A 21,317-nucleotide genomic window follows, 5' to 3' on the forward strand; every position below is an offset into this window, starting at 1 on the left:
GGTGAAAAATCTCATTCCGATCGTCGGTGGTCCATGCCTTGATCGGAGCCTGAGGGGGATGTCGGCGCCGGAATCCGCTCACTGCGGGAGGCGCCGATGTGACTCTCTGTGATGAGGGGTCGCGGCCGGTGTGGTATGCCGGGGTTGTTGCGAAGAGGTAAAAGAAACTCAGGGCCATTGACCCCTACCACTGAGCTGAAGATCCTGTTCCCACAGCGCGGCCACGGCCTCCCGATGGAAGGTGGCGCAAACTGGAAACGATCGAGTTCGATGTGGTGGTGGTCGGTGGTGGCACCGCCGGATCGGTGGTCGCCGCGCGCCTCTCCGCCGATCCCGGGGTACGGGTCTGCCTGGTCGAGGGTGGACCGTCCGACGTCGGCGACGACAACGTGCTGCTACTGCGGAACTGGTTGAACCTGCTGGAGTCGCCGTACGACTACGACTATCCGACCGTCGAACAACCGCGCGGGAATTCGCATATCAGACACTCCCGCGCGCGAGTCCTGGGTGGTTGTTCGTCGCACAACACCATGATCAGTTTCTTGCCGCCGGCGGAGGACTTCGCCGACTGGGTGGCGGCCGGCGCGACCGGCTGGTCGTACGACGCGATGCTGCCCTACTGGGAGCGGCTGGCGGTCGCGATCACCCCGGTCGGGGAGAAGGACCGCAACCCGCTGACCGAGGACTTCGTGGCGGCGTGCCACACCGCGCTGGGCGTACCGGTGATCGAGGACTTCAACGCCGCGCCGTTCGTGGACGGCGCCGGATTCTTCGCGGTCGGCTACGACCCGGACACCGGTGTCCGCTCGTCCGCGTCGGTGTCGTACCTGCATCCGCACCTGGACCGGCCCAACCTGACGATCCTCACCGAGACGTGGGCGTACCACCTCGACCCGGATCGCGGCGTGACCGTCCGGGACGCCGACGGCACGAGACTGATCCGGGCCCGTCACGAGTACGTCCTGAGCGCCGGCGCGATCGACACCCCGCGCCTGCTGCTGCTCTCCGGCATCGGTCCCGCCGCCGACCTGGAGGAACTCGGCATCGAGGTGCGGGCGGACCTGCCCGGCGTCGGCGATCACCTGCTGGACCACCCGGAGTCGTTGATCCTCTGGGAGGCGAACCGGCCGATCCCGCCGATGTCCGCGATGGACTCGGACGCCGGCCTGTTCGTCCGGCGGGAGCCCGGTGCCACCCGGCCCGACCTGATGTTCCACCTCTACCAGATCCCGTTCACGGTCAACACCGCGCGTCTCGGCTACGACGTGCCGGAATGGGGCTTCGGCATGACCCCGAACATCCCACGGCCGCGCAGTTCCGGGCGGCTCCGGCTGGCGGACGCCGATCCGGGCACCAAACCGCTGCTCGACTTCGGGTACTTCACCGATCCGGAGGGCTACGACGAGCGGACCATCGTGGACGGGTTGCGCCTGGCCCGCGAGGTGGCCGCCACCGAGCCGTTCGCCTCCTGGATCAAGCGGGAGATCGCGCCGGGGCCGCATCTGCGTACCGACGAGGAACTCTCCGCGTACGGCCGGGCCGCCCACCACACCGTCTATCACCCGGCCGGCACCTGCCGGATGGGCGCGGCCGGCGACCCCGGTGCCGTGGTCGACCCGGAGCTGCGGCTGAAGGGCTTCGACAACGTCCGGATCGCGGACGCCTCGGTCTTCCCGGTGATGCCCACGGTGAACCCGATGGTCACCGTCTTCATGATCGGTGAGAAGGCCGCCGACCTGGTCGCTGCGTCCCTGGCGGGCGACCGATGATCGAGGTCGAGCGGCTCTGGAAGGTGTTCGGCCCGCGGGCCGAACGGGTGCCCGGTTCGCCGTTGGCCGCGTTGCCCCGCGCCGAGCTGCGCGACCGGCTCGGCTGCCTGGTCGCGGTCCGGGACGTGAGTTTCCAGGTGGCGGCCAACGAGGTCTTCGTCGTGATGGGGCTCTCCGGCAGCGGCAAGTCCACGCTGGTGCGCTGCCTGACCCGGCTGATCGAGCCGACCGCCGGCGAGGTGCGCATCGACGGCGAGGCGGTGCGGGCGATGTCCGCCAAGCGTCTGCGGGAGCTGCGCCGGCACCGGGTGGCGATGGTCTTCCAGCATTTCGGCCTGCTGCCGCACCGCCAGGTCCTGGACAACGTCGCCTACGGGCTGGAGATCCAGGGCGCCGGCCGGGCGCAACGGCACGCGCGGGCCGCGGAGGTGCTGGAGCTGGTCGGGCTCACCGGGCACGAGCGCCAGTTGCCGGAGCAACTGTCCGGCGGCATGCAGCAGCGGGTCGGCCTGGCCCGCGCCCTGGCGACCGATCCCGAGGTGCTGCTCTTCGACGAGCCGTTCAGCGCGCTCGACCCGCTGATCCGCCGGGACATGCAGGCCGAGGTGCGGCGGCTGCACGCCGAGGTCGGCAAGACGATGGTCTTCATCACCCACGACCTGGCCGAGGCACTGACCCTGGGCGACCGGATCGCGGTGCTGCGCGACGGCGAGCTGGTGCAGGTCGGCACGCCGGAGGAGCTGGTCGGGGCGCCGGCCGACGACTACGTGGCCGACTTCGTGCGGGACGTGCCGCGCGCCGACGTGCTGACCCTGCGCTGGATCACCCGGGACGCGGCCGAGGGTGAGGAGCTCGAGGACACCCCGCTGCCGCAGGACACCGTGATCCGTGACGCGGTGGCCCGGGTGCTGCGCGCGGATCGCCCGGTGCCGGTGGTCGACGGGGACGTGCGGGTCGGTGTGGTGGATGCGGAACAGTTGCTGCCGGCCCTGCTCGGGCATCGCCGGCAGGTTCCGGCGTGACGGTGACGACCGCCGGCCGGGAGACCGGCGCGGCGGAGGACGGGGCGGGACACCCAGGTCGCTGGGGCGCGGCGGGACTGCGCTCCGGGCGTACCCGTATCGCGGTCCTGGTGGTCGTGAGCGTGGTCGCCCTCCTCAGCTTCCGCACGACGGCGGCCGCGGATTCCTCGGACGCCGCGGCTTTCCGCTTCTTCGACGGGGTCCGGGACTGGGTCGACGCGAACCGGGACGTCAACCCCCTCTTCCTGTACGGCGTGAACTACATCCGCCTCGGCGTGCGCCTGCTCGTCGACGCGGTGAGCGCGGGGTTGACCGGTCTCGGGTTCGCCGGCCTGGTCGCCGTGGCCGGGGCGCTGGCGCTGGTGGTCGCCGGGTGGCGGGCCGGGCTGCTGGCGGTGACCGGTTTTGTGGCCTTCGCCGTGCTCGGCCTCTGGGCCGAGAGCGTGGAGACGCTGGCGCTGACCCTGTCCGCGGTGCTGATCGCGGTGGTGCTCGGCGTGCCGCTCGGTGTGCTGGCGGCCCGGGTCCGCTGGGTCGGCGCGGCGCTGCGACCGGTGCTCGACGTGATGCAGATCCTGCCGACCTTCGCCTATCTGGCGCCGATGACGCTGCTGTTCCTGATCGGCTCGCCGGCCGCCGTGATCGCCACTCTGATCTACGCGGTGCCGGTGACCATCCGGATCACCGAACTCGGCATCGCCGGTGTCGCGCCGACCGCGGTGGAGGCGGCGACCGCGCAGGGCGCCACCCGGCTGCAGCTGCTGACCGGGGTGCGGCTGCCGATGGCCCGGCCGACGCTGGTCCTCGCGGTCAACCAGACGGTCATGATGGCGCTCTCGATGGCCGTGGTGACCGCGCTGATCGACGCGCCGGGACTGGGCCAGAACATCATCCGGGCGCTGGAGCGGGTGAACGTCGGCGCGGCCTTCGACGCCGGCCTGGCCATCGTGATCATGGCGGTGGTGCTGGACCGGGTGACCACCGCGGCGTCCCGGCGCCGGCCGCACTCCTGGCGGGTGGCGGTCCCGGTGCTCGGCGCGGCGGCCGTGGTCGCCGCGCTGCCGATCGGCGACGCCGTGCCGCGGTTCTCCTTCGCGGCGCCGGTCAACGCGCTCACCGGATGGGTCGAGCTGCACTGGTACGACGTGACCGAGTGGCTCAAGAACACGGTCAGCGCGATTCTGCTCAACCCGCTCGAGACCACCCTGACCACCACGCCCTGGTGGCTGTTCACGGTGCTCGTGCTGGTCGCCGGGCTGCTGATGGCGGACTGGCGGTCGGCGCTGATCGCGGCCGCCTCCGCCGCCGGGGTGAACGGTCTCGGCCTCTGGCAGCACGCCATGCAGACGCTGGCCACCGTCCTGGTCGCCACCGTGCTGACCATGCTGATCGGGGTCTGGGCCGGGGTGCTCTGCGCCCGGCACGACCGGCTGGCCGTGCTGACCCGTCCGCTGCTGGACGCCGCGCAGACCATGCCCTCCTTCGTCTATCTGCTGCCGGCGGTCGCGCTGTTCGGCGCGAGCCGGTTCACCGCGATCGTCGCGGCGGTCATCTTCGCGGTCCCGCCGGTGGTCCGGCTGGTCGAACGCGGGGTCCGCGACGTGCCCGCCACGGTGGTGGAGGCCGCGCTCTCGGCCGGCTCCACCCCGCGCCAGTTGCTCTGGAAGGTGCAGCTGCCGATGGCCCGCGGCGGTCTGCTGCTCGCCGCCAATCAGGGGATCGTCATGGTCCTCGCGATGGTCGTGGTCGGCGGCCTGGTCGGCGCGGGTGCGCTCGGATACGACGTGGTCGCCGGGTTCTCCCAGCGTGAGGACTTCGGCCGGGGCCTGGCCGCGGGCTTCGCGATCGTGCTGCTCGGTGTCCTGCTGGACCGCCTCACCCAAGGGTTTCATCGTTCGACGAAGGGCTCTCGACAATGAAGTTGCGGATAATCCCGATGACCGCCGTACTCGGCCTGGTCCTGTCCGGCTGCGGCGGTGCCACCTCCGACGCCGGGTCGGCGCCGAGCGGGGAGAGCAAGGGCACGGTCAACCTGGCGATCAACCCGTGGGTGGGGTACGAGGCGAACGCCGCGGTGATCGAGTACCTCCTGGAGAAGGAGCTCGGCTACACCGTCGAGACGAAGAACCTCAAGGAGGAGATCGCCTGGCAGGGCTTCGAGACCGGCGAGGTCGACGCGATCGTGGAGAACTGGGGCCACCCGGATCTGAAGAAGACGTACATCGAGGACAAGAAGGTCGCCGTCGACGCCGGGCCGACCGGCAACACCGGCGTGATCGGCTGGTACGTCCCGCAGTGGATGGTCGAGCAGTACCCGGACATCACCGACGGAGCCAACCTCAACAAGTACGCCGACCTGTTCAAGACCTCCGAGTCCGGCGCCCAGGGGCAGCTCCTCGACGGTGATCCGTCGTTCGTCACCAACGACGCCGCCCTGGTGGAGAACCTGAAGCTGAACTACAAGGTGGTCTACTCCGGCAGCGAGGCCGCGCTGATCAAGGCAGCCCAGCAGGCGACCGCGCAGAAGAAGCCGCTGCTCTTCTACTTCTACGAGCCGCAGTGGCTGTTCGCCAAGGAGAAGTACGCGCGGGTGAAGCTCCCGGCGTACACCGAGGGTTGTGACGCGGACCCGAAGAAGGTGGCCTGCGACTACCCGGACTACGTGCTGGACAAGGTGGTCAGCAAGAAGTTCGCCGACACCGGTGGTGCCGCCTACGAGTTCGTCAAGAACTTCACCTGGACCAACGACGACCAGAACCTGGTCTCCGACTACCTCACCAACCAGGGCATGAGCGCCGAGCAGGCCGCCGAGAAGTGGGCGTCCGAGCACGAGGCCACCTGGAAGTCCTGGATCCCGGCCGGGAGCTGAGCGATGCCCGGACCGAAGGTCGTGATCATCGGCGCCGGCATCGTGGGCTGTGCGCTCGCCGACGAGCTGACGGGACGTGGCTGGACCGACGTCACCGTGCTCGAACAGGGGCCCCTCTTCGTCACCGGTGGTTCCAGCTCGCATGCGCCGGGGCTGGTCTTCCAGACCAACCCGTCACGGACTCTGGCCCGGATGGCCCGTTACACCGTGGAGAAGTACTCCTCGCTGGGGTGCTTCTCCACGGTGGGCAGCCTGGAGGTGGCGACGACGCCCGAGCGTCTGGCCGAGTTGCACCGGCGTTTCGGATATGGCCAGTCATGGGAGATCTCGTCCTCGTTGGTGGATCCGGCGGAATGTGCCGCAATGTTCCCACTGCTGGATAAATCACGTCTTCTGGGTGGATTGCACGTGCCGACCGACGGCTTGGCGCTGGCGATCAAGGCGTGCGAAGTGCAGGCTTCGCGGGCCGGCGAGCGCGGTGCCCGATTCATCGGAAACAGTCGAGTGATTGAGATCGTCTCGCGAAAGGGCCGCGTCAGCGGCGTCCGGACTGATGATCAACTTTATGACGCCGACATCGTGGTGAGCTGTGCCGGCTTCTGGGGACCGGCGATCGGCGCACTGGCCGGAGTGCCGGTGCCGCTGCTGCCGATGGCCCACCAGTACGTCCGGACCACCGGCGTCGCCGGCGTCGCCGACGGACTCCCGATCGTCCGCCACCAAGACCGCGACCTCTACTTCCGGGCACACGGCGACCGCCTCGGCATCGGCTCCTACCTGCACGAACCCATGCCGGTCAGCCTCGACGAGCTGCCCGGCGACGCGCACCCGTCGAAGCTGCCGTACACCCCGGAGACCTTCAAACAGTCCTGGTCGGCGGCGATCGAGCTGATCCCGGCGCTGCGCGGCAAGACCCTCGAGGAGGCGTTCAACGGCGTCTTCTCGTTCACCGCCGACGGCTTTCCGCTGATCGGCGAATCCCGGGACCTCCGCGGGTTCTGGACCGCCGAGGCGATCTGGGTGACCCACTCGGCCGGCGCCGCGATGGCCCTGGCCGAGTGGATGGTCGACGGCCGCTCCTCGCTCGACCTGCACGAATGCGACCTCAACCGGTTCGATGCGGCGCAACTGGCCCCGGGATACGTCCGCAAACGGGCGATCCGCAACTTCGCCGAGGTCTACGACATCGTGCACCCGCTGGACCCGCCGGCGGTGCGCAACCTGCGGGTCAGCCCGTTCCACCCCCGGCAGGCCGAGCTGGGCGCGGTCTTCGGCGAGGCCGCCGGGTGGGAACGACCCCTCTGGTACGCGTCCAACCCGCCTTCCGACGAGGCCCGGCCCCGCGACGAGTGGTCCGGCCGGCACTGGTCGCCGATCGCCGAGACCGAGGCCCGGCTGACCCGTCGCCGGGTGGCGCTCTACGACATGAGCCCGCTGACCCGGCTCGAGGTGATCGGCCCGGTCGGCTTCCTCAACGCGCTGACCAGCAGCAACGTCGACCGCCCGGTGGGTTCGGTGGTCTACACCCTGCTGCTCGACCCGGCCGGCGGCGTGGCCAGTGACGTCACCGTGGCCCGGCTCGCCGAGGACCGTTTCCAGGTCGGCGTCAACGGCCCGCTCGACCTGGACCGCCTGCTGCGGGCCGCGCCGCCCGGCGTGGTGGTCCGCGACGTCACCGGCGGCACCTGTGGACTCGGCCTCTGGGGTCCGGCGGCCCGGGAACTGGTCGCCCCGCTGACCGACATCGACGTCTCCCCGGACGCCTTCAAGTACTTCCAGGTGCGCCGCGGCTATCTGGGCATGGTGCCGGTCACCATGCTGCGGCTCTCCTACGTCGGCGAGCTGGGCTGGGAGATCTACACCGAGGCGGAGTACGGCCTGCGGCTCTGGGACACGCTCTGGGCGGCCGGCCAGGAGTACGGCCTGATCGCCGCGGGCCGGGCGGCGTTCACCAGTCTGCGGCTGGAGAAGGGCTACCGGGCCTGGGGCGTCGACATGACGACCGAGGACGACCCGTTCCAGGCCGGCCTCGGGTTCGCGGTCAGCCCCGACAAGCGGCCGGCCACCGCGCCGGACCGTCGACTGACCTGCCTGCTGGTGGCGGACACCGGGGACGTGCCGATGGGGTCCGAGCCGGTCTACGCGGGCGGCTTCGCCGTCGGTCACGTGACCAGTGCGGCGTACGGGCACACGGTCGAGTCGGTGATCGCGTACGCGTGGCTCCCGTCGGCACTCGCCGTCCCCGGGACACAGGTGGAGATCGGATACTTCGATCGGCGGCTGCTCGCCACGGTGGCGGCCGAGCCGCTGTTCGACCCGAAACACGAACGCCTCCGGCGTTAGCCTGGACAGGAGCCTGTTGTGCCTGCTTACGATGTGATCGTTGTCGGACTCGGGGGCATGGGCAGTGCCGCCGTGCACCACCTCGCCGCCCGGGGGCACCGGGTTCTGGGGCTGGAACGGTTCGGGCCGGGGCACTCGCGGGGGGCGAGCCACGGCGGCTCCCGGATCACCCGGCAGTCCTACTTCGAGGGCTCCGAGTATGTTCCGCTGCTGCTCCGGTCGTACGAACTGTTCGACGCGCTGGCGGCGGAGTCCGGCCGCGACGTGATCACCCTGACCGGCGGCGTGATGGTGGGCCGGCCGGAGTCGAGGACCGTCTCCGGTGCCCTGGAGAGCGCCCGGCGGTGGGGCCTGGAGCACGAGATGCTCGACGCCGCCGAGCTGCGGCGCCGCTTCCCGACGATGGCGCCGCACGACGACGAGGTGGCGCTCTACGAGGCCAAGGCCGGTTTCGTCCGTCCGGAGCGGACCGTGGTGGCGCAGCTCGACCTGGCCGCGAAGCACGGCGCCGAGCTGCACTTCGACGAGCCGATGGAGTCCTGGGAGCCGACCACCGGCGGCGGTGTCCGGGTGCGGACCGCGGCGGGGGAGTACACGGCCGGCCAGCTGGTGATCAGTCCCGGACCGTGGGCGCCGGGCCTGCTGGCCGACCTGGGTGTGCCGATCCGGATCGAACGGCAGGTGCAGCACTGGTTCCAGCCGCGCGGCGGGGTGGACGCGTTCCGGCCGGAGTCGCACCCGATCTACATCTGGGAGCCGGCCGAGGGTAGCCAGATGTACGGGTTCCCGGCGATCGACGGCCCGGACGGCGGTGCCAAGATCGCGTTCTTCCGGCGGGGCTCCGACACCACGCCGGAGGGGCTGGACACCGAGGTGCACCCGGAGGAGATCGCCGAGATGGCGGCCGGCGCCGGCCGGATCCTGCCCGATCTGCCCGGTTCCTGGCTGCGCGGCGAGCCCTGTATGTACAGCACCACCCCCGACGAGCACTTCGTGATCAGCCGGCACCCGGCCCACGAGGCCGTCACCGTGGCCTGCGGTTTCTCCGGGCACGGTTTCAAATTCGTCCCGGTCGTCGGGGAGATCCTGGCCGATCTCGCCACCACCGGAGCGACGTCCCACCCGATCGACCTGTTCCATCCCCGCCGGCTCATGGAGTAGCCATGGTCAGTTCGCTCGTCCCGACTCTTCCCGGTCACTTCTACACCGATCCCGCTCTCTTCGCCCGAGAGCAGGAGCAGATCTTCGAGCAGATGTGGTTCTGCGTGATCCGGGGGGCGGACATCGCCGCCCCGGGTCAGTTCCGCACCACGACAGTGGGGCGGGAGAGCGTACTGGTCACCAGGAATCGGGACGGCGACGCGCGGGCCTTCCTGAACGTGTGCCGGCATCGGGGCGCGCAGCTGTGTGCCGACGATGCCGGCGCGGTCAAGCGGACGTTCCGCTGCATGTACCACGCGTGGTCGTACGACCTGGACGGCAAGTTGGTGGCCGCGCCGAACCTGGTGAAGATGCCGGACATCGACCGGGTCGAGTACGGCCTGCGCCCGGTGCACGTCCGGGAGTGGCTCGGTTACGTCTGGGTCTGTCTGGCCGCCGAGCCGCCGTCCTTCGAGGAGGACGTGGTGGGCGCCTGCGTCGAGCGTCTCGGCGACGTGGCGTCGATCGAGCGGTACGGCGTGGACGACCTGGTCGTCGGCCGGCGGATCCGCTACGACGTCCGGGCCAACTGGAAGCTGATCATCGAGAACTTCATGGAGTGCTACCACTGCTCGACGATCCATCCCGAGCTGGTGCACGTCCTCCCGGAGTTCGCCGGTGGGTACGCCGCGCAGTACTACGTCGGCCACGGCGCCGAGTTCGGGCCGGGTGTCACCGGTTTCACGGTGGACGGTAGTGGCGGCCTGGCCGGCATCGACACGATCAGCGCGGAGCAGGACCGGCGCTACTACGCGATCACCGTCAAGCCGCAGGTCTTCATCAACCTGGTGCCCGACCACGTGATCCTGCACCGGATGTTCCCGATGGCGGTCGACCGGACGGTCGTCGAGTGCGACTGGCTGTTCCGGCCGGACGTGGTCGCCTCCGGTGTGGATCTGGGGCCGTCGGTCGAGCTCTTCGACCGGGTCAACCGTCAGGACTTCGACGCGTGCGAGCGCTGCCAGCCGGGGATGTCGTCCCGGGCGTACGCGGACGGCGGGGTGCTGGTGCCCAGCGAGCATCACATCGGCGCGTTCCACCAGTGGGCGCGGGATAGAACCCTCGGGGGTAATTAGGAAATCTCGCCCACACGGCTCCGTGGTCTGCCCTACCTTAAGCCAGGTCTAGTCGGGCAAAACGACCGAAACGGAGCATGTAGTGCGATCTCTTCGCAAAACCAGAGTGGTGCGGGGCGGCTTCCTGGCCGCCGCCCTGCTCGCCCTGGCGGCCGTGGCGCCCCCGGCGCTCGCCGCCCCCGGCCAGGACCGCACCGTCACCCCGCTCAGCGGCGGACACCTGGACGACCTCTCGCTCAACGGCACCGCACAGGTCGTCGCGGACCGAGACGGCCGGAACCGGTTCCTGCGACTGACCAGCGGCAGCTTCCGGCAGGCCGGCTCCGCCTGGTCGACCCGGCAGATCGACCTCACGCGGTCCTTCACCACGACCTTCGTGGTCAACATGCACCGGCACGGCAAGCCCGGCGCCGACGGCATCGCGTTCGTCGTGCAGGGCACCGGCCCGCGGGCGCTCGGCGGCTGGGGCGGCGGACTCGGATACCGCGGCATCCGCCAGAGCGTGGCGATCGAGTTCGACACCTACCGCAACGGGCAGAACGACCCGGCCGGTGAACACCTGGCCGTCACCCGGGCCGGCAACCCCGACCGGCACCTGGCGACCGTGCCCGCGCCGATCCCGCTGTACGGCCGGCCGTTCCAGGTCCGCCTGAGCTACGACGCGGCCACCACCCACCTGACGGTGCACGTCCGTGCCCGCAGCAAGGGCGCGACCGAGCGGGTGGCCTTCGACCGGCCCCTCGACCTGGCCAAGGAGTCCGGCGTGACCAGCGCCTGGATCGGTTTCACCGGCAGCACCGGTGACATCACCTCGAGCCAGGACGTCTACGGCTGGACGATCGACGTCCCGTCCGCCTGAGCGAGCGCCGGCGCCGCCACGGTGGCGCCGGCCGCCTCACCGCACCACCCGAAGCCTCTCGCACCTGTTCGCCTCCGGCCCGGCCCGGGCCGACCCCACCCTGCCCGATCGGAGACAGACATGCCCACGGTCGACCGTGTGCTTCCCGGCGAGACCGGCGCCGGGCGGACCCTCGCCGGGCCACCGGCCCAGTCCCGCAAAGAACCCAAGGTCAGCGTCGTCGTACCGGCGCTGAACGAGGCCCGCAACCTGCCGCACGTGTTCGCACGGCTGCCCCGAGTGGACGAGATCCTGCTCGTCGACGGGGGTTCCACCGACGAGACGGTGGCGGTCGCCCGGCGGCTGCGCCCGGACATCGTCGTGGTCCAGCAGAACCGCCGTGGCAAGGGCAACGCCCTGGCCTGCGGATTCGCCGCCGCGACCGGCGACATCATCGTCATGATCGACGCGGACGGGTCGACCGACCCCCGCGAGATCCCGCGCTTCGTGCACGCCCTGCGCACCGGCGCCGACTTCGCCAAGGGGTCCCGCTTCCGCCCGCGCGGCGGCAGCGCCGACATCACCCGCCTGCGCCGGGCCGGCAACAAGTGCCTCAGCATGCTGGTCAACCTGCTGTACGGCACCCGCTACAGCGACCTCTGCTACGGATACAACGCCTTCTGGTCCCGGCACCTGGAGGCGTTCGACCTGGACAGCACCTCCCCGGCGCCGGACACCGCGGACGGGCGGCTCTGGGGTGACGGCTTCGAGATCGAGACCCTGCTCAACCTGCGTGCCGCCCACGCCCGGCTGACCATCGTCGAGGTGCCCAGCTTCGAGCACTCCCGGATCCACGGGGTCAGCAACCTCAACGCGTTCACCGACGGCCTGCGGGTGCTGCGCACCATCGCCCGGGAATGGCGTCCCCGCCTGGCGCTGCGCCGGCGTGCCGCCGTGGAGACCGAGCCGCTGGCTGTGGAACGGCAGGTCTCATGAGGGTCGGGATCGTCGCGAACGCCTACCACCCGGACATCGGCGGGGTGGAGACCCACGTGCGGCGCCTGGTCACCGGCCTGACCGCGGCCGGCGACGAGGTCGAGGTGATCACCCAGGCCGCCGGGCGGTCGGTCGAGACGATCGACGGGGTACGCGTCCGGCGCTTCCCGCTGACCGTCCCGGCCGGCGCCTACCGCTTCTCGGTCCCGCTCTGGCGCTGGCTGCGCGCCCACGCCGAGGAGTACGACGTCCTGCACGCGCACAGCTACCACTCGCTCGTGTCGCTCTGCGCCGCGGGCGGTGGCCGGGTGCCACTGGTCTTCACGCCGCACTACCACGGCACCGGTCACACCCGGTTCCGGGCCGCGCTGCACCCGCTCTACCGCCCGTTCGGACGGGCCGTGATGGACCGGTCCGCGGCGGTCGTCTGCGTCACCGCGGCCGAACGTGACCTGGTGCTGCGGGACTTCCCGGGCGCCGCCGGCCGGACCGTGGTCATCCCGAACGGCACCGACGCGCGGCCGCCCGCCCCGCCGGTGACCGGGCGGACCCGGCGGATCCTCTGCGCCGGCCGCCTCGAGCACTACAAGCGGGTCGACCGGGTGATCCGGGCGATGCTGCACCTCGGGCCGGAGTACTGCCTCGACGTGGTGGGCGCCGGGCCGGCCGGCGACGCGTGGAACACCCTGACCGCCCGGCTCGGGCTGTCCGGCCGGGTGGTGTTCCACGGGCGCCTGGACGACGACGCGTACGCGTCCCGCGTGGACGGTGCGTCCGCGGTGGTCTCCGCCTCGGCGCACGAGGCGTTCGGGATGACCGTGGCCGAGGCGCTGGCGGCGGGCATCCCCACGGTGGCCTCGCCGATCCCGGCCCACCGCGAGGTGGCCCGGCTGGCCGGGACCGCGGTGTCGCTGCGGTTCGCCGACCCGGACGACGCGGTGCTCCTGGCGGACGCGCTCGCCGCCGCGGCCGGGACACCGCGCACCGGCACGGCCGAACTGCCCACCTGGGACGACGTGGTCGCCGCGACCCGGGACGTGTACGCCGCGGTGACCGGCCGCCCGGCGCCGCCGGCCCGGACGGCGGAAGCGGGGGCCGTCGGCCGATGAGCGCCACGACGGCCGGGATCCTCACCGGCCGGCAGAACGACGGGCCCGCCGCCTCCCCGCGGCGGGCCCGCGCCGAGGCGGTGGCCTGCGCGGTCACGCTCACTGTGGCGGGATCGGCGGGGGCGGCCGCGCTCGTCGTCGCGTACCGGCTGGCGGAGTGGGGCAGCGGCGGCGAATTCGCCTGGTTCTGGACGGGCATGCTGGTGTTCACGCTGCCGGCGGTCTTCTGGGCGGTGCGCCGCTCGTCCGGCGCCCGGCTGCGACTGGCCGTCCTGATCGGCTACGCCTGCTTCACCTACCTGCCCAAACTGCTGCGCAACCCGGCCGGCCCGCTCTTCCACGACGAGTACGCCCACTGGGGACAGAGCCACGACATCCTGCTCGACGGCCGGCTCTTCGAGCAGAACCCGATCGTCCGGGTGATCGGCGACTATCCCGGCCTGCACGCGACCGTCGCCTCGCTCGCCTCGCTCACCGGGCTCGGGGTCTGGCACGCCGCCCTGCTGGTGCTGCTGGTCGCCCACGTGCTGCTGGTGCTCGGCGTCGCCGCGCTCACCGCTCAGCTCTGGCCGGACCCGAGAGTCGCCGCGGCGGCCGCATGCGCGTACAGCCTGAACAGCTCTTTCCTCTTCTTCGACACCCAGCTGGGGTACGAGTCGCTGGCGATCACGATCCTGGTCTGGGCGCTGACCGCCGCGGTCCGGGCGGTCCGCGCCGGTGACATCCCGTCGCGTCTCGGCTGGTCCGGGCTGACCCTGCTGCTGGCCGTCACGGTCACCGCCACCCACCACCTCACCGCGATCTGGCTCACCGGTGTCCTCGGCCTGCTGGCGCTCTCACTGAGTCTGCACTGTCTCGCCGACCGCTCCCTGATCGCCGCGACCCGGACCGGCTGGGCGCTGACCTCCGTGACGGCGTCGGTGGTGGCGGTCTGGATGAGTGCCGTGTCGCCGCGTACCGACGACTACCTCGATCCCTACCTGGGACGGGCGCTGACCCAGTTCGGCGGGGTGGCCGGCGGCGGGCAGAGCGGCCGGACCCTGTTCAGCCAGTCGGTCGCGCCCTGGTGGGAGCAGGACGCCGCGTTCGCCGCCCCCGGTTTCGCCCTGCTCGCGCTGGCCGGCGCGGCGGTGCTCTGGTGGCGGTCCCGGCACGGCGCCGAGCCGCTGACCCGGGCCGCGGTGGCGGCGATGCTGCTGCTCGGCCTGCTGTACTTCCCGGCGACGCTGCTGATCCTCACCCCGTCCGGGGCGGAGGGCGCCCGCCGGTCCTGGGCGTTCAGCTACCTGGGGCTGGCGGTCGCGGCGGCCCCGCTGATCGTGGCGCTGGTGGACCGCTTCCACCGGACGGCCGGCCCCGCGCTGCTGGCGTCCTGCGCCGTGGTCCTGGTCGGCAACACCGCGGCCGGGATGAACCCGTCCTACCGGTTCCCCGGACCGCCGGTCTTCGGCTCGGACACCCGGGCCAGCACCCCGGAGGTGCTCGCCGCCGCGAACTGGCTGCGCACCACGCAGGGCCGCGGTGCCCGGCTGGTCGCGGACCGCTACACCGGGCTGATCTTCGGCTCGTACGGCGAGCAGGAACCGGCCACCGGCTCGGTCACCTTCCCGGCCTACGACCTGTACCGCACCCCGCCCGGGCGCCCGGTGCCGGCCGCCGTGCTGGAGCAGTTGCGCAGCTGGAGGTTCGAGTACCTGGTCGTGGACCGGCGGATGGCCGAGCAGGTGCCGGACATCAAGATCTACTTCGAGACGAACGAGCCGATCCCGCACGACGGGAAGCCCGGATTCACCCGGGCCCAGCTCGCCAAGTTCGACACCCTGCCCTGGCTGATCAAGGTCTACGACGGCCCGCACGTCGCCATCTACCGGTTCGACTTCGCCCGCCTCGGCAAGCGGGCACACGGGGGCATCCGATGACCACTCTCCGTCTGCTGCTGCTCGGCGGCACCGCGCTCGCCGCCCTGATCCCGGCCACCGGGCGGCCCTGGGCGGCGCTCCCGCTGACCGCCGTCGCTCTCGGCGCCCTCGGCGAACTGTGGCTGCGCGCCCTGCCCGGGGCGCCCGGCCCGAGCCCGTTCCCGGCCGTCCGCGCCGGGCTCGCCGCCCTGACCGGCCTGGTCACCGTGCCGCTGATCGCCCTGCTGCTGCACGCGTCCGGTCTCCCGGTCCGCGCGGTTGCGCTGGTGCTCGGTGCGGCCGTGCTGACCGTCCTGCTCGGCGTCTTCGTCCTGGTCCGCGAGCGGGTGACGGTCCTGCCGCTGCCGGGCGCGCCGGTCGGGCTCCCGGCACAGCGGCGCCCGCATCCCGTCGACCGCCCGGCGTCGACGGCTCCGGACCGGCGGATCCTGCCCGGGCCGGTCCGGACCGGCCTGGCCGTCACCCTGCCGGTGGTCCTCGCCCTGGGTGTCGCGGTCGTGGCCCTGCGGGCCCTGCGGACCGGACCCCGGCCCGCCGAACCGGGCTACCTGAGCGTGGCGCTGAAGGGCTGGGCGTCGCGGGTCGGGCACCCGCTCATCGTCCCGGCCGGTGGCCTGCGCGTACCGGTCCTGGTGACCAGCGCCGGCCTGCCGGTGACCACCGCGATGGTGCGCCTGCGGGTGGGCGGAGTGGTGGTGGCCGCCCAGCCGGTGACCTTCGGCGCCGACACGGTCCGCACCCTCGACATCCGGGTGCCGGAACTGCCCGCGGACGGCTGCCTGCGCCCGGTCAGCGTCAGCGTGGGCACCTCGAGCGCCGGCTTCTACGCCGCGACCCGGCCCGGCGTCCGGGTCCAGCGGCGGATCGCATGCTGACCGCGGCGGCCGGCCGTCTCCGCGACGACTCGCTGGCCCGCAACAGCCTGCTGATCATGGCGACCACGGTGGTCAACGGCGCGCTGGGCTACGGGTACTGGATGCTCGCCGCCCGCGGCGTCACCCCCGCCCACATCGGCACCGCCACCGCGCTGATCTCGGCCGCCACCGCGGTCGGCATGCTGGCGAACCTGGGCGCCGGTCACATGTTCATCCAGCGGCTGCCGGGCGCCGGCCCGGACGCCTGGTCCCGGATCGTCGGCAGCGGCCTGCTGGTGGCCGCGTCCGCCACGGCGGCGCTGGCCACCGCGACCGTGCTGGTGCTCCCCGGCCTGACGGCGTCCTTCGGGTTCCTGCGCGGCGCGGGGGAGGGCACGTCGCTGGTCGCGGCCGCGGTGGCGGTCACCCTCACCACCCTGCTCGACAACGTGTACGTGGCACACCGCTCCGGCCTCGGCATGCTGACCCGCAATCTGGCCCTGGCGGCCGGCAAACTCACCGCGCTGGCCGCCGTGCTGGCCACCGGGGCCGCCTCGTCCGGGGCGGTGCTGTTCTCCTGGGTCCTGCCGACCCTGCTGGTGAGCGCGGTGACCATCGCGGTGGGCCCCGGCCGGCTGTGTCCCGGCGCCCGGATCCGGATCGCCGGAACCCGGTCGGAGCTGCCGCACCTGCGAACCGCGCTGCTCGGCCACCACCTCGTCAACCTGGCCCAGGCCGGCCCGGCGGTCCTGCTCCCGGTCCTGGTCACCGCCCGTCTCGGCGCGGGCGCAACCGGCCACTTCTACCTGGCCTGGATGACCGCGTCGATGCTGTTCATGGTCTCGCCGGCGGTGGCTTCCGCCCTCTACGCCGAGCGGGCCAACGCCTCCCGGGTGCCGCTCTCCCGGGCCGCGCTGGTGGTCCTGGCCGTGGTCGGGGTCCCGGCCACCGTCCTGCTGGCCGCCGGTGACCGGCTGCTCGCCCTGTTCAGCCCCTCCTACGCGGCGACCGGCGGACCGCTGCTGACCGTGCTGGTGCTGGCGGCGATCCCGGACGCGGTGGTCAACCTGGCCGTCGCGCACTGGCGCTCGGAGTCCGACTTCCGCCGCTGCCGTCGGCTCAACGCCGTCCGGGCCGTCTCGTGCCTCGCCCTGGCGTGGCTGCTGCTCCCGGTTCACGGCGTGACCGGCGCCGGTTACGCCTGGCTCGCGGGGCAGTCCGCGGCGGCGGTCCTGGTGGCCGCCGTCGTCCTGCACGGCGGACACGAAGTGCGCGCTCACGCGTACCCGACAGGGAAGAGCGACAAGCGATGAAGATCTTGCATCTCGCGAACCTGTACACCCCCGTGATCGGAGGGCTGGAACGCAGCATCGCCACCAGCGGCGAGGCCATGGTCCGGCGCGGACACGAGATCACCGTGCTCACCCTGGCCACCCCCGCGGCCGAGGACGACGAGGAGATCAACGGGGTACGCGTGCTGCGCGTCCCCAGCGTCGCCGGACGTCTGCTGCCCGGCCTGAACGCCGACCGTGCCAAACCGTTCCACCCGACCGCACCGGATCCGCTGACCACCGCCGCCATCGCCCGGGTGCTGCGCGCCGAACGGTTCGACCTGGTGCACAGCCACGACTGGTTGATGTACAGCTATCTGCCGCTGCATCGCCGGTTCGGTCTGCCGCACGTGCACACCGCGCACGACTTCAGCCTGACCTGCGTCCGCAAGACGTTCTCCTACGACGGCGCCCGGTGCGCCGGACCGGGGTTGTCCCGCTGCCTGACGTGCGCCGCCCAGCAGTACGGCCGCCCCCGGTCGCTGCTGCTCACCACCGCCCTGCACGCCCAGCGACACCGGGGCATCACCGCGCTGACCGCGATCTCCTCCGCGGTCGCCGACGGTGTCCGGCAGGCCCGGCTGCCGGCGGGGATGCCGGTCCGGGTGATCTCCAGTCTGGTGCCGGACGGCCTGGACGCCCTGGCCCGGGACACACCCCGGCCGCTCTGGCTGCCGGACGGCCGCTACCTGCTGTTCGTCGGGCAGCTCGGCCCGCACAAGGGCATCGACGTGCTGTTCGAGGCCTACCGCCGGCTCGGCGCCACGATGGCCGACCCGCCGCGGCTGGTCTGCCTGGGCGCCCGGCGCCCGGACACCCCGCCGGAACCGCCCGGCGTGCTGATCCGCAGCGACGTGCCGCACGCGGAGGTGATGGCGGCCTGGCGCGGCGCGGCAGCGGGTGTGGTGCCCTCCCTGCTGGAGGGGATGGGCCAGGTCGCGGTGGAGGCGATGCTGGCCGGCACGCCGCTGGTCGCGTCCGCCTCCGGTGGCCTGCTCGACGTGGTCCGCGACGAGGTCGACGGCCTGCTGGCACCGCCCGGTGACGCCGGCGCCCTGCACGACGCACTGCTGCGGGTGCTCACCGATCACGACCTCGCCGGACGGCTGCGCGCCGCCGGTCACCGGCGCGGGCTGGAGTTCACCGCGGCCCGCGTCGTCCCCCAGATCGAGGAGGTCTACCGTGCCTGCATCGCAACCCGCTGAGCGGACCCGCATCCTGGTGGTCGGGTCGGGCTGGCGGTTCCTCTCCGGGATCAGCTACTACACCTGCCGGCTGAGCAACGCCCTCGCCGAACGGCACGAGGTGGGCGCGATCCTGATGCGCCGGCTGCTCCCGGCGCGGCTCTACCCGGGGCGCGGCCGGGTCGGCCACGCCCTCGCCGACCTGCGGTACGCGTCCGGCGTCCGCGTCTTCGACGGCATCGACTGGTGGGCGGCGCCCAGCCTGGCCCGCGCCGTGCGGTTCCTCCGCGAGTTCCGGCCGGACGTGCTGGTGCTGCAGTGGTGGACGGGGGCGGTGCTGCACTCGTACCTGGTGCTGGTCCTGGCGGCGCGACGGCTGGGCATCCCGGTGATCGTGGAGTTCCACGAGGTGCAGGACACCGGCGAGGCCCGGCTCGGATGGGCGGCCCGTTACGTCCGGTCCGCGATCCGGCCGCTGCTGGAGCGTACCGACGGGGTGATCGTGCACTCCGAGTTCGACCGGGAGCAGCTGAGCGTCGCGTACGACCTGGGCGCGACCCCGGCCGAGGTGGCGCTGCACGGACCGTTCGACCACCACGTCACACCCGCCGCCGGCCGGACGCCGGACGGGACGCGCCGTCTGCTGTTCTTCGGGACGATCCGGCCGTACAAGGGCCTCGAGGACCTGATCGAGGCGTTCGGGCGGCTCGGACCGGACCATCACCTGACCGTCGTCGGCGAGACCTGGGAGGGCTGGACCCTGCCCGTCGAGATGATCGCGGCCTCGCCGGCCCGGGACCGGATCCGCCTGGTCAACCGCTACGTGCCGGACGCCGAGGTGCAGGAGCACTTCGCCGCGGCGGACATCGTGGTGCTGCCGTACCGGCGGAGTTCGGCGAGCGGGCCGCTGCACATCGCGATGAGCCACGGGCTGCCGGTGGTGGTGACCCCGGTCGGCGGGCTGACCGAGGCGGCCGGACGGTACAGCGGGACGGTGTTCGTGCCGCCCGGGCAGCCCGCGGAGATCGCCGACGGGATCGGCCGGGCCGCCGGACTGATCGGCCGGCGGCACGTGGATCCGTCGTCGTGGGGGCAGACCGTCGACGCCTACACCCGGCTCCTGGCACGTATCGGCGTCGGTCAGGAGATGGCGACGTCGTCGTACCAGACCGAACCGTCGTTGTCGCCCGACTTGAGGTGAAGCTGCACGCTGGTGGCGCCGGCCGGGGCCACCGCGTCCACGGTCAGCCGCGTCCAGCCGCTGGTGCCCTTGGCGACCTGCTTCGACGAGTTCTGGCCGAGCCACTTGTCGTTGATGTCGAACCAGCTCAGCGCCATCTCGTTGGAGCCGGTGACGTTCTGGCCGCGGGCCCACGCCTCGGCGTGCCAGGACTGGCCGGCCTGCACCGGGGTGATCGGCGAGACGCGTACCGACGGGATGGTGGTGGCGGTCCGTTCGGTACGCGTGAAGCGCACCGACGACGTGCCGGTCCGCGCCGCCCCCTTGACCCGGATCGCGGCGCCCTCGTCGGCCAGGTACGGCCGCCACGGCGAGTTGCCCGGGGCGGCCTCGAAGCCCAGGTCCAGGATGCTGTTGTCGATCGTCCGGCCGGCCCACGCGTTCTGCACCACGGCGGCGGCCGGCTTCGCGGTGTCGTCCGGTCGGTACAGGCCGAACCTGTACTGTGCGGGCATCTTCGACACCGCCGAGTTGCCCGGGATCGCGCCGTCGTTGAAGTCGTACAGGGTCCACGGTGCGACCGAGCGGACCCCGGCCACCTGGGCGGCCCGGAACACCCGGGCCAGGTAGACGGCCTGGTCGCCCTCGCTCGACGTCTCGGTGCTCAGGCCGGTCTCGCCGATCACGATCGGGGACGGGCTGACCGCGGCCTGCGCCCGCCGGATCTCCGCCAGGGAACGCTCGGAGCTGCCGTAGAAGTGGAAGTCGTAGAAGTCGAGCGGGGCGGCGGCCAGCAGGGACTTGATCTTCCCCAGTCCGGCCGCGCCGGTCTGCCCGTCGGTCGACATCGACAGCGGCATGGTGGGGGCGGCGGCCCGGACCGACGGGATCAGCTTCTTCACCCAGGACACCCCGGCGGTGTCGTTCGGGGCGAACTCGTTCTTCAGCTCGACCGAGAGGACCCGCGGGTCGGTCGCGTACGGCGCGATGACGGCCTTCGCCCAGGCGGCGCTGCCGGTCGCGTCCGCATAACCGGACCACCAGTCGAACAGGGTGAACTTGACGGTCAGCCCGGCCGCGCCGGCGATGCTGACGAACTTGCGCAGGCGTTCCGTGTACTCGGCCTTCGGGGCCGGATATCCGAACGCCTGCGGGAAGATGATCACCCGGACGTTGTCGGCGCCCAGCGTGGCGGCCTTGGTCAGGTCCGCCTCGATCCGGACCGCGTCGAACCGGGTCCACATCGCGGACCAGCCGGCGTCCGACGGGTAGTAGTTGATCGTCTTGGCGACCAGTGAGGCGTTCAGCCGCCCGGTCAGCGTCGGTCCGACGGTTTTGGTCACCACCGGTTTTGTTGCGGCCGGCTTGGTTACGGCCGGCTTGGTTACGGCCGGTTTCGTCGCCGGCTTCGTGGTTTTCGACGGTGTCGGCTTCGGGGTGGGGGCGGCGTACGCCGCGGACGGCATCAGGCCGATACCGGCGGCGAGGGCGGAAGCCAGGACCGCGGCGAAGTGGCGAGCGTTCTTCACGGTGTGAGGAGGTCCTTTCGTCCGGGGCCGTTCGCGGTCGTTACCTGAACGATCGGTCGCCGCGCCCCTGACGAAAGGATCCCTTCGATGCGGATCGG

Annotated in this window: 16 protein-coding genes; 15 read left to right on the forward strand and 1 reads right to left on the reverse strand. The window is 72.0% G+C overall.

Annotation, left to right across the window (positions count from 1 at the left end; genetic code table 11):
* Nucleotides 1–272 precede the first annotated feature (272 nt).
* The 15 genes from WH85_RS16875 to WH85_RS16945 all read left to right on the forward strand — a co-directional run bounded on the left by WH85_RS16875 (nucleotide 273) and on the right by WH85_RS16945 (nucleotide 19,711).
* Complete coding sequence (locus tag WH85_RS16875) at nucleotides 273–1,769, forward strand: GMC family oxidoreductase (RefSeq protein ID WP_083449050.1); 1,497 nt, start codon at nucleotides 273–275, stop codon at nucleotides 1,767–1,769.
* The gene (locus tag WH85_RS16880; protein ID WP_045742831.1) at nucleotides 1,766–2,791 is read left to right on the forward strand and encodes a quaternary amine ABC transporter ATP-binding protein; all 1,026 of its coding nucleotides are present in this window, start codon (nucleotides 1,766–1,768) and stop codon (nucleotides 2,789–2,791) included. The genes WH85_RS16875 and WH85_RS16880 overlap by 4 nt, the downstream gene beginning before the upstream one ends.
* A complete protein-coding gene (locus WH85_RS16885; protein ID WP_245673966.1) occupies nucleotides 2,788–4,710 on the forward strand; it encodes an ABC transporter permease in 1,923 nt (640 codons plus the stop codon). The genes WH85_RS16880 and WH85_RS16885 overlap by 4 nt, the downstream gene beginning before the upstream one ends.
* 17 nt (nucleotides 4,711–4,727) lie before the next feature.
* Nucleotides 4,728–5,660, forward strand: coding sequence for an ABC transporter substrate-binding protein (locus tag WH85_RS16890; RefSeq protein ID WP_245673967.1), 933 nt, complete (start codon nucleotides 4,728–4,730; stop codon nucleotides 5,658–5,660).
* 3 nt (nucleotides 5,661–5,663) lie between these two features.
* Nucleotides 5,664–8,003, forward strand: a complete 2,340-nt coding sequence (locus tag WH85_RS16895; protein WP_045742833.1) for a GcvT family protein — start codon at nucleotides 5,664–5,666, stop codon at nucleotides 8,001–8,003.
* Between the two features lie 18 nt (nucleotides 8,004–8,021).
* On the forward strand, nucleotides 8,022–9,164 hold the full coding sequence (solA, locus tag WH85_RS16900; protein ID WP_157411052.1) for an N-methyl-L-tryptophan oxidase: 1,143 nt from the start codon (nucleotides 8,022–8,024) through the stop codon (nucleotides 9,162–9,164).
* 2 nt (nucleotides 9,165–9,166) lie between these two features.
* Complete coding sequence (locus WH85_RS16905) at nucleotides 9,167–10,279, forward strand: aromatic ring-hydroxylating oxygenase subunit alpha (RefSeq protein ID WP_045742835.1); 1,113 nt, start codon at nucleotides 9,167–9,169, stop codon at nucleotides 10,277–10,279.
* 82 nt (nucleotides 10,280–10,361) lie between these two features.
* The gene (locus WH85_RS16910) at nucleotides 10,362–11,138 is read left to right on the forward strand and encodes an L-type lectin-domain containing protein (RefSeq protein WP_045742836.1); all 777 of its coding nucleotides are present in this window, start codon (nucleotides 10,362–10,364) and stop codon (nucleotides 11,136–11,138) included.
* A gap of 120 nt (nucleotides 11,139–11,258) precedes the next feature.
* Nucleotides 11,259–12,113 carry a glycosyltransferase family 2 protein gene (locus WH85_RS16915; protein ID WP_052720501.1) on the forward strand — a complete coding sequence of 285 codons (855 nt, stop codon included), beginning with the start codon at nucleotides 11,259–11,261 and terminating at the stop codon, nucleotides 12,111–12,113.
* Nucleotides 12,110–13,222, forward strand: coding sequence for a glycosyltransferase family 4 protein (locus WH85_RS16920; protein ID WP_045742837.1), 1,113 nt, complete (start codon nucleotides 12,110–12,112; stop codon nucleotides 13,220–13,222). Before WH85_RS16915 ends, WH85_RS16920 begins: the two co-directional genes overlap by 4 nt.
* Nucleotides 13,219–15,141, forward strand: coding sequence for a hypothetical protein (locus tag WH85_RS16925; protein WP_045742838.1), 1,923 nt, complete (start codon nucleotides 13,219–13,221; stop codon nucleotides 15,139–15,141). Before WH85_RS16920 ends, WH85_RS16925 begins: the two co-directional genes overlap by 4 nt.
* Nucleotides 15,138–16,016, forward strand: a complete 879-nt coding sequence (locus WH85_RS16930) for a hypothetical protein (RefSeq protein ID WP_045742839.1) — start codon at nucleotides 15,138–15,140, stop codon at nucleotides 16,014–16,016. Before WH85_RS16925 ends, WH85_RS16930 begins: the two co-directional genes overlap by 4 nt.
* The gene (locus tag WH85_RS16935) at nucleotides 16,010–17,308 is read left to right on the forward strand and encodes a lipopolysaccharide biosynthesis protein (protein ID WP_045742840.1); all 1,299 of its coding nucleotides are present in this window, start codon (nucleotides 16,010–16,012) and stop codon (nucleotides 17,306–17,308) included. The genes WH85_RS16930 and WH85_RS16935 overlap by 7 nt, the downstream gene beginning before the upstream one ends.
* Nucleotides 17,305–18,531: a glycosyltransferase family 4 protein gene (locus WH85_RS16940; protein WP_045742841.1), complete on the forward strand. Its 1,227-nt coding sequence runs from the start codon at nucleotides 17,305–17,307 to the stop codon at nucleotides 18,529–18,531. Before WH85_RS16935 ends, WH85_RS16940 begins: the two co-directional genes overlap by 4 nt.
* On the forward strand, nucleotides 18,509–19,711 hold the full coding sequence (locus WH85_RS16945; RefSeq protein WP_045742842.1) for a glycosyltransferase: 1,203 nt from the start codon (nucleotides 18,509–18,511) through the stop codon (nucleotides 19,709–19,711). The genes WH85_RS16940 and WH85_RS16945 overlap by 23 nt, the downstream gene beginning before the upstream one ends.
* Here the strand turns inward: WH85_RS16945 and WH85_RS16950 are convergent.
* On the reverse strand, nucleotides 19,651–21,219 hold the full coding sequence (locus WH85_RS16950; protein WP_045742843.1) for a cellulase family glycosylhydrolase: 1,569 nt from the start codon (nucleotides 21,217–21,219) through the stop codon (nucleotides 19,651–19,653). The genes WH85_RS16945 and WH85_RS16950 overlap by 61 nt on opposite strands.
* Between the last annotated feature and the right edge of the window lie 98 nt (nucleotides 21,220–21,317).

It is taken from the genome of Actinoplanes rectilineatus, from assembly GCF_000962825.1.
Taxonomy (GTDB): domain Bacteria; phylum Actinomycetota; class Actinomycetes; order Mycobacteriales; family Micromonosporaceae; genus Actinoplanes; species Actinoplanes rectilineatus.

Excerpts from the sequence above, each read along its gene's own strand:
- WH85_RS16880 (WP_045742831.1), top strand. The coding sequence starts at position 1,766 with ATGATCGAGGTCGAGCGGCTCTGGAAGGTGTTCGGCCCGCGGGCCGAA.
- WH85_RS16890 (WP_245673967.1), top strand. The coding sequence starts at position 4,728 with ATGACCGCCGTACTCGGCCTGGTCCTGTCCGGCTGCGGCGGTGCCACC.
- WH85_RS16895 (WP_045742833.1), top strand. The coding sequence starts at position 5,664 with ATGCCCGGACCGAAGGTCGTGATCATCGGCGCCGGCATCGTGGGCTGT.
- WH85_RS16905 (WP_045742835.1), top strand. The coding sequence starts at position 9,167 with ATGGTCAGTTCGCTCGTCCCGACTCTTCCCGGTCACTTCTACACCGAT.
- WH85_RS16915 (WP_052720501.1), top strand. The coding sequence starts at position 11,259 with ATGCCCACGGTCGACCGTGTGCTTCCCGGCGAGACCGGCGCCGGGCGG.
- WH85_RS16920 (WP_045742837.1), top strand. The coding sequence starts at position 12,110 with ATGAGGGTCGGGATCGTCGCGAACGCCTACCACCCGGACATCGGCGGG.
- WH85_RS16925 (WP_045742838.1), top strand. The coding sequence starts at position 13,219 with ATGAGCGCCACGACGGCCGGGATCCTCACCGGCCGGCAGAACGACGGG.
- WH85_RS16930 (WP_045742839.1), top strand. The coding sequence starts at position 15,138 with ATGACCACTCTCCGTCTGCTGCTGCTCGGCGGCACCGCGCTCGCCGCC.
- WH85_RS16935 (WP_045742840.1), top strand. The coding sequence starts at position 16,010 with ATGCTGACCGCGGCGGCCGGCCGTCTCCGCGACGACTCGCTGGCCCGC.
- WH85_RS16940 (WP_045742841.1), top strand. The coding sequence starts at position 17,305 with ATGAAGATCTTGCATCTCGCGAACCTGTACACCCCCGTGATCGGAGGG.